16 protein-coding genes are annotated in these 12,957 nt (G+C 51.1%); 15 read left to right on the forward strand and 1 reads right to left on the reverse strand.

The features are described 5' to 3' along the window. Positions 1 to 80: 80 nt before the first annotated feature. The gene (locus ACOTXC_RS20540; RefSeq protein ID WP_006811580.1) at positions 81 to 452 is read right to left on the reverse strand and encodes a hypothetical protein; all 372 of its coding nucleotides are present in this window, start codon (positions 450 to 452) and stop codon (positions 81 to 83) included. Between the two features lie 506 nt (positions 453 to 958). Between ACOTXC_RS20540 and ACOTXC_RS20545 the strand changes: the two genes are divergently transcribed. From ACOTXC_RS20545 to ACOTXC_RS20615, 15 genes are all read left to right on the forward strand, one after another. Then, positions 959 to 1,930 (forward strand): P63C domain-containing protein, encoded by a 972-nt coding sequence (locus tag ACOTXC_RS20545; protein WP_006811579.1) that lies wholly within the window; start codon positions 959 to 961, stop codon positions 1,928 to 1,930. 178 nt (positions 1,931 to 2,108) lie between these two features. Beyond that, positions 2,109 to 2,495 (forward strand): phage holin family protein, encoded by a 387-nt coding sequence (locus tag ACOTXC_RS20550; protein WP_006811578.1) that lies wholly within the window; start codon positions 2,109 to 2,111, stop codon positions 2,493 to 2,495. After that, positions 2,482 to 2,763: a phage holin family protein gene (locus ACOTXC_RS20555; RefSeq protein ID WP_022651286.1), complete on the forward strand. Its 282-nt coding sequence runs from the start codon at positions 2,482 to 2,484 to the stop codon at positions 2,761 to 2,763. The genes ACOTXC_RS20550 and ACOTXC_RS20555 overlap by 14 nt, the downstream gene beginning before the upstream one ends. Continuing rightward, complete coding sequence (locus ACOTXC_RS20560; protein ID WP_023304238.1) at positions 2,763 to 3,392, forward strand: glycoside hydrolase family 19 protein; 630 nt, start codon at positions 2,763 to 2,765, stop codon at positions 3,390 to 3,392. The genes ACOTXC_RS20555 and ACOTXC_RS20560 overlap by 1 nt, the downstream gene beginning before the upstream one ends. A 7-nt stretch (positions 3,393 to 3,399) precedes the next feature. Then, on the forward strand, positions 3,400 to 3,669 hold the full coding sequence (locus ACOTXC_RS20565; RefSeq protein WP_023314673.1) for a hypothetical protein: 270 nt from the start codon (positions 3,400 to 3,402) through the stop codon (positions 3,667 to 3,669). Positions 3,670 to 4,764: 1,095 nt separating this feature from the next. Next, positions 4,765 to 4,995: a hypothetical protein gene (locus ACOTXC_RS20570; protein ID WP_003859853.1), complete on the forward strand. Its 231-nt coding sequence runs from the start codon at positions 4,765 to 4,767 to the stop codon at positions 4,993 to 4,995. Positions 4,996 to 5,214: 219 nt separating this feature from the next. Next, complete coding sequence (locus tag ACOTXC_RS20575) at positions 5,215 to 6,189, forward strand: terminase small subunit (RefSeq protein ID WP_045911872.1); 975 nt, start codon at positions 5,215 to 5,217, stop codon at positions 6,187 to 6,189. 1 nt (position 6,190) lies between these two features. Next, positions 6,191 to 7,498 (forward strand): terminase large subunit domain-containing protein, encoded by a 1,308-nt coding sequence (locus tag ACOTXC_RS20580; protein ID WP_045349479.1) that lies wholly within the window; start codon positions 6,191 to 6,193, stop codon positions 7,496 to 7,498. Between the two features lies 1 nt (position 7,499). Further along, entirely contained in the window at positions 7,500 to 8,888 is a 1,389-nt protein-coding gene (locus ACOTXC_RS20585) for a DUF4055 domain-containing protein (protein ID WP_421767941.1), read from the forward strand. A 1-nt stretch (position 8,889) separates the two neighbouring features. Then, entirely contained in the window at positions 8,890 to 9,981 is a 1,092-nt protein-coding gene (locus tag ACOTXC_RS20590) for a phage Mu F like family protein (RefSeq protein ID WP_045331452.1), read from the forward strand. An 86-nt stretch (positions 9,982 to 10,067) separates the two neighbouring features. Further along, positions 10,068 to 10,838 carry a hypothetical protein gene (locus ACOTXC_RS20595; protein ID WP_045911870.1) on the forward strand — a complete coding sequence of 257 codons (771 nt, stop codon included), beginning with the start codon at positions 10,068 to 10,070 and terminating at the stop codon, positions 10,836 to 10,838. 12 nt (positions 10,839 to 10,850) lie between these two features. After that, positions 10,851 to 11,804: a major capsid protein gene (locus ACOTXC_RS20600; protein WP_045911869.1), complete on the forward strand. Its 954-nt coding sequence runs from the start codon at positions 10,851 to 10,853 to the stop codon at positions 11,802 to 11,804. 2 nt (positions 11,805 to 11,806) lie between these two features. Next, positions 11,807 to 12,085, forward strand: a complete 279-nt coding sequence (locus tag ACOTXC_RS20605) for an Ig-like domain-containing protein (RefSeq protein ID WP_198922624.1) — start codon at positions 11,807 to 11,809, stop codon at positions 12,083 to 12,085. A gap of 36 nt (positions 12,086 to 12,121) precedes the next feature. Beyond that, entirely contained in the window at positions 12,122 to 12,604 is a 483-nt protein-coding gene (locus ACOTXC_RS20610; RefSeq protein ID WP_045343117.1) for a DnaT-like ssDNA-binding protein, read from the forward strand. A 1-nt stretch (position 12,605) separates the two neighbouring features. Then, positions 12,606 to 12,956 carry a hypothetical protein gene (locus tag ACOTXC_RS20615; protein ID WP_150326340.1) on the forward strand — a complete coding sequence of 117 codons (351 nt, stop codon included), beginning with the start codon at positions 12,606 to 12,608 and terminating at the stop codon, positions 12,954 to 12,956. Position 12,957 lies beyond the last annotated feature (1 nt).

The following is a 12,957-nucleotide window of genomic DNA, read 5'->3' on the forward strand; positions in this document are numbered from 1 at the left end:
TCCTGTATGATTTCCACAGTTGATTATTGCGACCAAATGAAATTAAACCCGCTTTAGTGCGGGTTTTTGTAGCTAATTCATTAATTTCCACAGACAAGATCAGCTATGTAAGCGGCTGCACTTGAGCCACCTTTAACATAATCATATTTTCCAGCAACTTTTCCGCTCATTTCATACATTGTTATTTCACCAAACTCATTTTTGCATGCTTTAGAAGGAATGGTGAAATGAGAGTAGAGAATTTTCGCACTGGAGTTCTTGGAAATTGGAACTTCTTGTATGATTATTGACCGAATACCTTTGTTTTCAGTCAATGAACGTTCCTTACCATAGAAGTTGAAATTGTTTGTATTTGTCAGAAAGATCCAGCCGTCAATTTTGTCAGCTGTGTATGCAGGAAGAGAAGAAATAGCTAATAAAAATGCTCCTGCTAACTTCAATTTTTTATGCATTAATGGTTTTCCTCGTTATCCATTTTTGACTGGTACGCTTAAAGATGACACATCATCATTTGGTGATCAGGTTATCGGCACCATTCGCAAGCTATTTAATTAAAATTTCTGGTCGTGATCCGGCGTGCCTTTGCCATATCCGCGTCATGAGTTACACGATGGGTCACAGAACCTTCCGAGTGTGAGCTATAGGAATATGGCAAAGCGATTTTTTACCGCGATGCTATAGTTAAAGTGGCATTCGATAATGCTCTCGATACTGAAAATACTGGGTGGGGAGACACCCGCTTCGCAGAGACAACTGCATGACCCATGACCAGCAACCCAATGCTGGTCTTTTTTTTCCACTGGTCAGTGCACGGAGCTTCTACCTCTGTGGTTCAAGGTTCGAATCCTCGATGGTGGACCATTAAGCACTACAACATTCGTTTACTGAAGGCTACCATCCGTCGGCCTTTTATATGCTCTTGACTATGCAAGCATGTTTTACAGAAAGGTGCTTGCATATGTCAGGCGACAAGAAAGATCCAAAGGGTAAAGCTAAGGGCGGGGTTGCCAGGGCGAAGTCTCTTACTAAAGAGCAGCGTTCTGACATTGCCAAAAAGGCTGCTGCTGCAAGGTGGAGGGATAAAATTCACAAAGCCACCCATATGGGTAATTTCAAAGATGAATTTGGAATAGATGCTGAGTGTTATGTCTTAAGTGATGAATCGAAAACCGCAGTAGTTACTAAGGCTGGACTTGCTCGACTTTTAGGTATCGGCAACTTCGCAAGGGATGTCGATAAACTACTAAGCGCTGGTTACATGAAGGAGTTTGGTGGTCCAAGTTTAAAAGCGAAAATTGAAAATCCTATTAATTTTCAATATAGTGGGCAGTCCAAAAACATCAATAACGCTCATGGGTTTGATATTGATGTGATCGTTGATATCGGAAAGGCGCTGATAGATGCAAAAAGTGCCGATGCTCTGCCACCGTCTAGAATCCCTGCTGCCGATACAGCTCAAAAACTAATAAATGCTTCCGCTAAATCAGGTATAAAAGGCGTAGCCTATGCATTGGCCGGTTATCGACCTGAAGTTCAAGAGGTAATCGATGCTTTTAAGGCATTTGTACGAGAGGAAGCCCGCCAATATGAGAAAGAGTTTCCCGACGAGTTGTATGAGGAATGGTATCGGTTATATGGACTTAATCGTCCGGAAAAAGGCAGGCCGATCCGCTTTGGACAGTTGACTAATATGCAAATTTACGTCCCACTGGCTAAGAGTAAGGGGAAGATATTAGAGCAAATTCGCGCCAGTAGGGATGAGAATGGAAAGCAATCAGATAAGTTACACCTCTTCCTTTCTGAAATTGGCGTCAAGGCCTTACGACAACACATCGGCAAACTTCTTGGCGTTGCAGCAATGAGCGACAACAAAGAGGAGTATGAGGCCGGCATTGAAAAAGTTTTTGGCCGTATCAAGCCAGAATTATAAACTTTCTGCCCGGCCACCGCGCCGGGTTTTTATTGTCTAAAGTCTTTCCCAATACTGCCGATAATCTTCGTTCTGAAATTGAAAAAAATAAATATCTGCATTCGTTGCCCGCTCCCGTGCGGGCTTTTTTTATTCCCCTCATTACTGAGAGGATACACAGCTATATGAGGGGAGACCTATGTCCGATCCATTTTCCGGCACAGGGCTGGCCGGTTTAGCTTTGACTGGAGCCAGTGTTTACGGTCTATTGACCGGAACTGATTACGGTGTTGTTTTTGGAGCATTTGCAGGCGCAGTATTCTACATAGCGACAGCGGCTGACCTGAGTGTGTTACGTCGCCTGGCATACTTCTTCGTGTCGTATATCGTCGGCATTCTTTGTTCGGGGTTGTTGGGGGCAAAACTCACATCCTGGACGGGGTACACCGAGAAGCCTCTGGATGCTATTGGTGCCGTAATAGCTTCTGCGTTAGCCGTTCAAATCCTTACGTTCCTGAACAAGCAGGACATCGGCTCGCTGGTGGCGCTGATAACGCGCCGGGGAGGTTCAGGTGGTACTAAATGACCCAACAGCAACTATCAACGCGCTGCTCTGCGCCGGAGTTGTAATTACTCTGATGTTTTACCGCCGTGGTGATTCGCGGCATCGGCCATGGATTTCGCGTTTAGCCTGGCTGATTACCGTCACTTACAGCGCTGTACCGCTGGCGTACCTGTGTGGGATCTACCCGCATTCATCATGGGCCACCATTGCGGCCAATATCATATTCCTTTCCGTGCTGGTGGCCGTCAAAGGCAACGTTGCACGTCTGGTTGATCATCTGAGGCACTAATGAACCAATCACAATTTCAGAAGGCGGCTGGTATCAGCGCCGGATTAGCTGCGCGCTGGTTTCCGCATATCGACGCCGCCATGAAGGAATACGGCATCACCGCACCGCTTGATCAGGCCATGTTTATTGCCCAGATGGGGCATGAAAGCACCAGATTTACCCGACTGGTGGAGAACCTGAATTACGCGGTTGAAAACCTGGTACCGACGTTCGGCAGCCACCGCATCACTCAACAGCAATCCGCCGCACTTGGCAGAACGGCAACGCAACCGGCAAACCAGAAAGCGATCGCCAATCTGGTATACGGTGGTGAGTGGGGAAAAGAACACCTTGGCAATCAGGTCGCTGGTGATGGCTGGAAATATCGCGGTCGTGGGCTGAAACAGATTACCGGCCTGAGCAACTATCGCAGTTGTGGCCAGGCGTTGAAACTGGACCTTGTTACTCATCCGGAGCTGCTTGAAAAGGATGAATACGCCGCGCGCTCTGCCGCATGGTTCTATGCCTCCCGCGGTTGCCTTCTTCATTCCGGCGACATTGAGCGCGTGACACTGTTAATCAATGGCGGCCGCAACGGGCTGGATAAACGCCGTGCGCTGTTTAATCTGGCGAAATCAGTTTTGGTGTGAGGTGAGAGTGGGTATCGAAACGATAATCGGGCTGGCCGCACTGGTGATTTCCGCCATTGCAGGCGCTTTTGGCCTGGGCCATATTCGCGGCACCAGCAAAGCTGAAGCGAAAGCCGACCAGCAGCGCACCAAAGATAACGCAGCGGCAACGGTCGCAGCAGCCGAACGCCGGGTAGAAGCAACGAAAGAGGCCAGCAATGTACAGCAGACTGTTAACCATATGTCTGACGACGATGTTGATCGCGAGCTGCGGGACAACTGGACCCGTAAGGGTTGAGGTAGCCGATACGTCTTGCGACTGGGTTAAACCCATCTACTGCACAGCGCACGACTGGGATGTACTGGACAGGCAGACGAAGCGCGACATCCTGGCGCATAACAAAGCGTGGCAGGCGAACTGCAAGTAGGCCTTAATTGAAAGATAACTAAATAAATTTTCCAAATGGTCGTTATATAGAGAGTGTGTTTAATTAAGGGGGCAAACAATGCCTTTTCTCATGGTGTTCTTTGTTGTCATTATGGTGTTACTCCTCTGGAAGGCAGGAATACCCCAGGCTATCATTATGTTAATCATACCCATCATGTTTAGTACTTTGGGAGGTATGGTTGCCGCCGTGGGAGTAAGCGCGTTCGCTACACCTATTGTTGGAGTGCCTGTTGGAATCGTTGTATTTTTAATGTTGATGGGTAAGTTTTTATCCAGAAGGTAACCTAAATCCAATACTGAGGACAGGCATGTCACATGAATAGCTATGGCTTTCTTATGCGCATTCTTCATCTATTACAAAGCTCATCTGCTGGTTGCTAATGATGATAAAATGCAGAGTCCCATGGATTTTGGGGTAGGAAAAGCCTGGATATGATGCTAGAAATCATAACATTAAAAAGACCGTGAGATGCAGTATGAAAATCTTAGGATTGGATGAGTACAGAACCCTTCGTGAGGGAGGGACAATGAAGTATTTTGAACTGGAACGCATGCCTAACAGCACTTGGGTTGCCATTTTCGAAAGTTTGTTTGCCGAAAAGGATGAAAAGGCGTGGGTAGAGGGTTACTGCATTGTGACGAACTGCTCAAACAGTGAAGTATCCACCCGGTTCATATACTTGAAAGAAAAGTGCGAAGAAGCGAACTCTATATACAGGGTTAAGCATTCTGCACTATAACTAATTAAATAAACTTAAACTCCTGGTGATTTGTTTGCTGCCATTTTCACTTCTTTCAGAATTGAATTCAGGTGTATGAGTTAAAAAAGACTTTTGGGATATTAAAGGTAACGTAAATCACAGGCAAAAGATTCGTCAATGTGATTGAGTGTTCATGGGACTAACAATCTTCTCTTGTAAGGAATTATGTGTAGAAGGAGATTTTATGGCACAGCTATTGATTTTTGCTGATGATGAGCCTGCTAAGTTGCTGAAAATTCGAAGTTATCGGAGCAAGATTCTTTATCTGTATGCTAATGATGAGGTGAGGTGTTTGGATGTGGTGATTTTTTTTTCAACTTTTCTGAAAGGCGAAAGTGGAGCCATATTGGTGGCAGCCGACAGATACGTGAGCAGGAAAGAAATTATCGAGGCTTATGATGCTCTGATTGGTTGAAAGCAGCGAGACTGGCGCGTAGCAGTAGGATGGGGCATGCTTGGTTCTATACGTCAGTAGAGTGATACAGGAGTTCATATCGGCCAGACGAAGCGTGATGCTACTTTAATCCAGCGGGTGAGCGCTTAATATTGTTTGTCCCAACGGTTCGAACCCATTTCTGATTACCACATTCAAGCCACTGGCACTCGCTGGTGGCTTTTTTTATTGGAGTGAATAATGGCAAAACCGGACTGGGGAGAGCTTCAGCAACGGTTCCTGTCCGAACATGCCGCAACCGGCGTATCACCAAAGGAATGGTGTGAAGCGCAGGGACTGAACTACGCTACCGCCCGTCGATATATCAAAAAAACTTCTGCGCAAACTGCGCAAAAATCTGCGCAGAAAAAAGTGCGCATTGCGCAGAAAGAACAAAGCGCAAATGAGCTGATGGATGATGATGGACTTACTGCTCAGCAACGCTTATTTGTTGCGGAATACCTAAAGGATGGTAACGCCACACAAGCAGCTATCAGGGCGGGTTACAGCAAAAAATCCGCTGAACAAATTGGTTATCAACTCCTTCAGAAAACTTCAGTTGCCCAGGCTATTGCACAACAGCAGAAAGCCTCCATTGCGCGCACGCTTGGCGGTGCCGATGAAGTCCTCGCGCAGATGTGGCAGCTTGCCACCTTCGATGCAAACCAGCTATCGCAGTATCGCCGCGGCGCGTGTCGTTACTGCTGGGGATTCGGTCACCAGTACCAGTGGCGCGATATGGTGGAGTTCGAAGAGAAACGACTCGAAGCGCTTGAGCGGAAAAGTCGCGAGCCCGCTGATGTTGGTGGCTATGGCTATGACCATAATCGTGAGCCTAACCCTGCCTGCCCACGCTGTAACGGCGATGGTATCGGCCAGCCTTACTTCGCTGATACGCGTAAACTCTCGCCAGTCTCGCGACTCGCTTACTCCGGCGTAAAGGTCGGAAAGAACGGCGTCGAGATAACCGCTATCAGCCGTGAGCGTATGTTCGAAGCCGTAATGAAACGGCTTGGCCTGGCGGATAGCGAGTTCGCTCAGCGTCTCCAGCAGATCGAAATCGACCGCCGGCAGCTGGAGGTTGAGAAACTCCGCAAAGAGCTGGCCGGTGATGGTGATGGTGACGAACCGACCCCAGTTCAGATCAATATCAACGTAGTGGACGCGAGGGCGTAAGATGGGGATCAGCCCGACACTTAACATTCCTCAGGCGCGTTTCCTCGCGATGCAGCACAAATTCAAAGCCTACGTTGCCGGGTTCGGTTCCGGTAAGACGTGGGTGGGTTGTGGCGGCATCTGTAAGGGGATGTGGGAGCACCCTAAAATCAACCAGGGTTATTTCGCGCCGACGTACCCGCAGATCCGTGACATCTTCTACCCGACGATTGAGGAAGTGGCCTTTGACTGGGGGCTGAGCGTCATAATCAATGAGGGGAACAAAGAGGTTCACTTCTACGAGGGGCGACGATACCGCGGAACCACAATCTGCCGCTCAATGGAGAAGCCAGGCTCGATAGTTGGTTTCAAAATCGGTAATGCGATGGTGGATGAACTGGACGTCATGGCGGCTGCCAAAGCGCAGCAGGCCTGGCGAAAAATCATCGCCCGTATGCGTTACAAAGTCGACGGGTTGCGTAACGGCATCGATGTAACGACTACGCCGGAGGGCTTCAAGTTCGTCTACCAGCAGTTCGTGAAGGCGGTCCGCGAAAAGCCTGAGCTTTCTGCTCTGTATGGGCTGATTCAGGCCAGCACGTTCGACAACGCGAAGAACCTGCCCCCGGATTACATTTCCTCGCTGCTGAGTTCTTATCCTGATGAACTGATTCAGGCATACCTGCGCGGGAAGTTCACCAACCTCAACAGTGGGACCATTTACCACACCTTTAACCGTAAACTGAACAACTGTTCTGACGAGATTCAGGATGGGGATCCGTTGTTTATCGGTATGGACTTCAACGTAGGGAAAATGGCCGCGATTGTTCACGTAAAGCGTAACGGGCTACCGCGCGCGGTTCGCGAACTGGTGAAAGTCTACGACACGCCGGCGATGATTAAGCGTATCCAGGAAGAGTTCTGGCGATATGAGGATGGGCGTTATGTGAAGAGCCGGGAGATTTACATCTACCCGGATGCGTCAGGCGACTCCCGCAAATCGCAGAACGCCAGCAAGACGGATATTGCCCAGCTTAACGATGCCGGCTTCAGTGTCATCGTTGATGATGCCAACCCGCCGGTTAAAGACCGCATTAACTCAATGAACGCCATGTTCTGCAACGCCAACGGTGAGCGCCGCTATCTGGTCAACGTCCAGAATTGCCCGGTCTACACCGAGAGCCTCGAGCAGCAAATCTGGGCGGCTAATGGCGAACCGGATAAATCAGCGGATAACGATCACCCCAATGATGCTGGTGGGTACTTCATTGTGAAGGATTACCCCATCGTGAAACCGGCATACTCAATCACCATGGACACCACTTTCTGATATGGCAAACGACGACATCACCTGGGTTCGACCAGAACACCGGGCGGCTTCTGCTGCCTGGCGGAAATACAGAGACTTTTGCAAAGGCGCTGAGGCCGTAAAAGCGGCGGGCAATAAGTACTTGCCTTATCTCGATCCAACCGATAAATCCACGCGCAACCGTAAGCGCAACGAGGACTATCTGCGCCGCGCTGTATTTTACGCCATTGCCGGCAATACGAAGATCGGCATGCTTGGCATGGCGTATCGCAAAGACCCAACGTTTAACGGCCCGGAGAAGCTGAAATACCTGCTGGATAATGCTGACGGGGCGGGTACCAGCATTTATCAGCAGTCGCAGCTGGTGGTTGAGAACGTGCTGGAGGTGGCGCGTGATGGGCTTTACGTTGACTATGCAGAGGCATCAGACGAAGCGATCATTCTCCGCTATCCGGCAGAGAACATCATCAACTGGCGAACAAAGCGAATTAACGGACGCGATCAGCTGGTACTGGTGGTCCTGCGCGAATGCGTAGAAGAGCCGGATGGTTACGCTTACAAGGACGAAATTCAGTACCGCGAGCTGGCGCTGGAAGAAGGGAAGTTTATCTGCCGTGTATGGCGCCGGGCAGGTGGCACCGCAAGCGGAACCTACAGCGTTGACAGTGAATACCACCCTAAGCCGAAAGGGAAGGACTACTGGGACGAAATCCCGTTCACCTTTGTCGGTGCTCAGAACAACGATCCCACTATCGATGATTCACCGCTGGCCGCGCTGGTGGAGATAAACCATGGCCATTATCGAAACAGCGCTGACTATGAGGACAGCGTGTGGTTCTGTGGTCAGGTGCAGCCGTATATGACTGGGCTTGATACCAACTGGCGAGATCACCTTGAGAAGACCGGAGTAAAAATTGGTTCCCGTTCACCGCTAATGCTTCCCAAAGATGGCTCGTTTGGCTATGCCCAGGCGCAGCCGAACATGCTGGCTAAAGAGGCCATGGACAGCAAACGCGATTACATGGTGCAGTTGGGCGCCAGGTTAATTGAGCAGAACGCCACGGCGAAGACTGCAACGCAGGCAAGCGGTGAACAGAGCGCATCAACATCAGTGCTGGGTATCTGCGTTTCAAACGTTTCCGAGGCTTACACGCTGGCGCTGGGCTGGTGTGCGAAGTACCTCGGAATTAAGGACGAATCGACGAGCTACACCATCAACCAGGAATTTATCGCGAAGGTTGCCGAATCCGGGATGGTTACCGCGATTGTTAATGCATGGCAGTCCGGCGCACTGCGCGATACTGACATGATTCGGGCGCTTCACAAACTCGACCTCATCAACCCGGCAGACAGCCCGGATGATGTGATTGATGCGCTCCGCAATCAGGCGCCCTCATTGACCGGGGGCTGATATGGCAACAGTCAACGAAAGTTTGCGGGATGAGGCCATTACCCATTCCGTCTGGATTAGCCGCTATGCGACGGGCGTGGCTAACCGAATGGTGAAGCTGCTCAACGAGACAGACGCAGAACTGTCTGCCCGCCTGCTGGATGCACTGGATCGGCTCCCGGCTGATAGCTTCACGGTTACACGTCTGGAAAGCTTGCTCGGCAGCGTACGCGAACTTAACCATCAGGCTGTCGCTTCGATGCAGTCCGGGCTAGAAGGGGAACTGCTTGCGCTTTCCAGGAATGAGGTCAGTTATCAGCTGAGCCTGTTCGATTCCCTTCTTCCCTCACAGGTGCTGGCACGCTACCCGCTACAGGGAATCACCGCTGATATGGTTTATGCCGCGGCGATGGCTCAGCCATTTCAGGGGCGCCTGCTGAGTGAGTGGACGGAGAATCTGGAATCGGACAGGCTGGCGCGGATCGTAAACGCTGTACGCCGTGGCTATCTTGCTGGCGACACGGTTGAAACCATCGCCCGAAGCGTGCGCGGTCATGCCAATAAAGACTATCGCGACGGCGCGCTCCAGATGAGCAGGGCAAATGCCGCAAGCATCGCTAAAACAGCCGTGAATCATCTGGCTGCTACCGCCCGCAACAGCTTCACCAGCGCCAACAGCGACATCGTGAATGGTAAGCAGTGGCTGTCTACGCTGGACAATAAAACCAGTCACGACTGCATCATTCGCGACCTGCTGCGCTACACCCTGGATAATAAACCGATCGGGCACAAAGTACCTTACCTGCAAGGGCCCGGGAAAATTCATTTCTGTTGCCGTTCTACTGAAACTCTGATTATCAAGTCCTGGCGCGAACTCGGCATTGATATTGATGAGATGGACGAGGGCACTCGTGCCAGCATGGATGGGCAGGTACCTGCTAAAACCACGTATCTTGAATGGCTCGCGCGTCAGCCAGCTCAAAGGCAGGATCAGGTTCTGGGTGCCGAGCGTGGCCGTCTGTTCCGCGCGGGTGAAATCGACCTGGCTGATATGTTCACTGACAAAGGCGAGTGGATCAGCCTGGAACGTCTTAAGCAGCTATCAGGTCCTTGAACCTGGCAACTATCACTTTCTACACGCCCTGGCATCCGCCGGGGCTTTTTTATGGGCGAGGCCCGACAAAATCCCGAGGGGAAATTATGTTAATTCGAAACATGCTTCTGAAATATTACGCACCTGAAAGCGGCGGTGAGGGCAGTGGTGGTGGCGGTATCGAAATCACCCCCGAAATCCAGAAGCTGATTGATGAGCGTGTGACCAGTGAAGTTACAGGCCTGAAATCAAAAAACTCTGAGTTGCTGGGCACCATCAAGCAGCAAAAAGAAAACCTGTCACGTTTTGACGGTATCGACCCAGACGCTGTACGCGGCATTCTCCAGCGTTTTTCTGACGATGAAGAGGCGAAGCTTATCGCCGCCGGAAAAATTGACGAGGTGCTGGATAAGCGTACCGAGCGCCTGCGTGCTGACGTTGATAAGCAGATCAAAGCGGCAAACGAACGCGCGGAAAAAGCTGAAGCGTTCTCCAACAAATTCCGGGATCGGGTTCTCGGGGATGCAATCCGTGCAGCAGCCTCCAAAGCGGGCGCGCTGCCTGAAGCTTCTGACGATCTTATTCTGCGTGCCAAAGGCACATTCCAGCTCAACGACGAAGGCGAGGCCGTAGCAGTTGATGCAAATGGCGATGTTCTGTTCGGCAAAGACGGCAAAACCCCACTAAGCCCGCTTGAATGGGCGGAGTCTCTCAAGGAGACGGCTCCACATCTGTTCCCGCGCGCAGAAGGCACGGGCGCGGGTGTACACAAGCCAAACGGTGGTGGAAGCCTGAAACGTTCCGAAATGAGCGCCAGCGACAAAGCGGACTACATCCGCAAACACGGCCAGCAGGCCTTCCTCAAACTTCCGAAATAAGGGATTCAAACCATGGCAACGACTGTTAATTCCGACCTGGTTATTTATGACGATCTGGCGCAGACCGCGTTTCTTGAGCGTCGCCAGGACAACCTGGAAGTGTTCAACGCTTCCTCCAACGGTGCGATTTTGCTGGATAACGAACTGATTGAAGGTGATTTCCGCAAGCGAGCCTTCTACAAAGTGGGCGGTTCTATCGAATCGCGTGACACGAACTCCACCGATAAAGTGACCGGCAAGAAGATTGGCGCCGGTGAATCCGTATCCGTCAAAGCACCGTGGAAATATGGCCCGTATGAAACCACCGAAGAGGCATTCAAACGCCGCGGCCGCTCTGTCGACGAATTCTCCGAAGTGATCGGCGTTGATGTGGCAGATGCCACGCTGGAAGGCTACGTGAAATATGGTCTGAAAGCACTGACTGCGGCGATTGGTGCTAACACCGACATGGTCGTAACCGCCGACATTGCGACCGACGGTAAAAAGACCCTGACGCGTGGCCTGCGTAAATACGGCGACAAGTTTAACCGCGTGGCTCTGTTCGTGATGCACTCTGCGACCTACTTCGACATTGTTGATGAGGCGATTGCCAACAAAATCTACGAAGAAGCTGGCGTGGTGGTTTACGGCGGGCAGCCTGGCACGCTGGGTAAACCTGTGCTGGTAACCGACACCATGGACGCTGATGCGATCCTTGGGCTGGTGGCCGGCGCAGTGACTGTTACCGAATCTCAGGCACCAGGCTTCCGTTCCTACGATATCAACGATCAGGAAAACCTTGCGATTGGCTATCGCGCTGAAGGTACCGTGAACGTTGAACTGCTGGGCTACAGCTGGGATACCGCCAAAGGTGATAATCCTGACCTGACCGCCATCGGTACCGCGGGCAACTGGAAGAAACACTTCACCAGTAACAAATCCACTGCGGGCGTTCTCATCAAACTGGAATCCGCGGTGGGGGAGTAACTCTGTCAGCGGATAAAACCTCCGCAACTGCTGACAGCACAGACGCGGTAACTGTTTCTCTTAAGTACACGCTGAATGGCTCCGGTGTATCCGGTAAAACCGTCGCGTGGACTTCCACAGGCGGCACGCTTAGCACGGCCAGTTCTCAAACCGGCTCTGCTGGTGGTGCAACGGTGAAACTCACATCAGACGTTGCTGGCACCTTCACGGTAACCAGCACGGTTGAAGGAGTGGCGAAAACCACTGATGAGATCACCTTCACTGCGCCTGCCGGAGAATAACGAATGGGGCGAAAGCCCCATAAACAGGATGATTCGATGATCAATACCGATATCACCTCTCCTGATGCCAACAGCTACGTCAGTGAAGAGGATCTTGCCTCATTTGCGGAAATACGCGGCATTGAACTGCCTGGCAAGCTCACACCTTTGCTGATTAAGGCAATGGATTACCTGGAGGGGCTGGACTGGGTAGGCTCAAAAGCTGACCCGAGACAGGCTCTGGCATGGCCACGCGTGAATGTCGTTCTGGATGAACATGATTTCCCGCCGGATGAAGTTCCACGGCAGGTTTTAACCGCGCAGTGCATGCTGGCGGTAGAGGCAATCGACGGAGATTTACTCTCCAGCGTGCGCGAAGCCGCTGTGAAAACTGAACGTGTGGAAGGTGCTGTCACCATGACCTATGCGGTCGCAGATGGTGAAGTTTTCACGCCGTCCTATCCTGCTGTCATGGCGCTGTTAGGCGACCTTGCTGGTGGTCGAGGTTTCGCCATCAATGCATTTGCAGAGAGGGTCTGATATGGCGATTGATTACCTACGTATGCAGGCCAGAACAACGCGCATGCTCAGGCAGAACGGAGTGTTATACAACGTCACCCGCAAGGGTTCAGTAACGGTTATCGGTGGAGTCGAGCATAAAACGGATGATGTTCAGTTCACTGCGATCGGCGTTAAAACGGAATACGCACCCGGCGAAATAGATGGAACGGTCATCGTTAACGGCGACGTGCAGATCGTTTTTACGGCGGAGCAGGAAATTAAAATCGGCGACGTAGTCGATATTGATGGCACAGCCCACCGGGTTATCAAACCCAACCCGGCAAAACCTGCCTCGCTGGTACTCTGCTACAAAGCGCAGTTGAGGGCATAGC

The organism is Enterobacter cloacae complex sp. IR5428 (assembly GCF_049238585.1).
Taxonomy (GTDB): domain Bacteria; phylum Pseudomonadota; class Gammaproteobacteria; order Enterobacterales; family Enterobacteriaceae; genus Enterobacter; species Enterobacter intestinihominis.

Excerpts from the sequence above, each read along its gene's own strand:
- ACOTXC_RS20540 (WP_006811580.1), bottom strand. The coding sequence starts at position 452 with ATGCATAAAAAATTGAAGTTAGCAGGAGCATTTTTATTAGCTATTTCT.
- ACOTXC_RS20545 (WP_006811579.1), top strand. The coding sequence starts at position 959 with ATGTCAGGCGACAAGAAAGATCCAAAGGGTAAAGCTAAGGGCGGGGTT.
- ACOTXC_RS20550 (WP_006811578.1), top strand. The coding sequence starts at position 2,109 with ATGTCCGATCCATTTTCCGGCACAGGGCTGGCCGGTTTAGCTTTGACT.
- ACOTXC_RS20560 (WP_023304238.1), top strand. The coding sequence starts at position 2,763 with ATGAACCAATCACAATTTCAGAAGGCGGCTGGTATCAGCGCCGGATTA.
- ACOTXC_RS20570 (WP_003859853.1), top strand. The coding sequence starts at position 4,765 with ATGGCACAGCTATTGATTTTTGCTGATGATGAGCCTGCTAAGTTGCTG.
- ACOTXC_RS20575 (WP_045911872.1), top strand. The coding sequence starts at position 5,215 with ATGGCAAAACCGGACTGGGGAGAGCTTCAGCAACGGTTCCTGTCCGAA.
- ACOTXC_RS20580 (WP_045349479.1), top strand. The coding sequence starts at position 6,191 with ATGGGGATCAGCCCGACACTTAACATTCCTCAGGCGCGTTTCCTCGCG.
- ACOTXC_RS20585 (WP_421767941.1), top strand. The coding sequence starts at position 7,500 with ATGGCAAACGACGACATCACCTGGGTTCGACCAGAACACCGGGCGGCT.
- ACOTXC_RS20590 (WP_045331452.1), top strand. The coding sequence starts at position 8,890 with ATGGCAACAGTCAACGAAAGTTTGCGGGATGAGGCCATTACCCATTCC.
- ACOTXC_RS20595 (WP_045911870.1), top strand. The coding sequence starts at position 10,068 with ATGTTAATTCGAAACATGCTTCTGAAATATTACGCACCTGAAAGCGGC.
- ACOTXC_RS20600 (WP_045911869.1), top strand. The coding sequence starts at position 10,851 with ATGGCAACGACTGTTAATTCCGACCTGGTTATTTATGACGATCTGGCG.
- ACOTXC_RS20610 (WP_045343117.1), top strand. The coding sequence starts at position 12,122 with ATGATCAATACCGATATCACCTCTCCTGATGCCAACAGCTACGTCAGT.
- ACOTXC_RS20615 (WP_150326340.1), top strand. The coding sequence starts at position 12,606 with ATGGCGATTGATTACCTACGTATGCAGGCCAGAACAACGCGCATGCTC.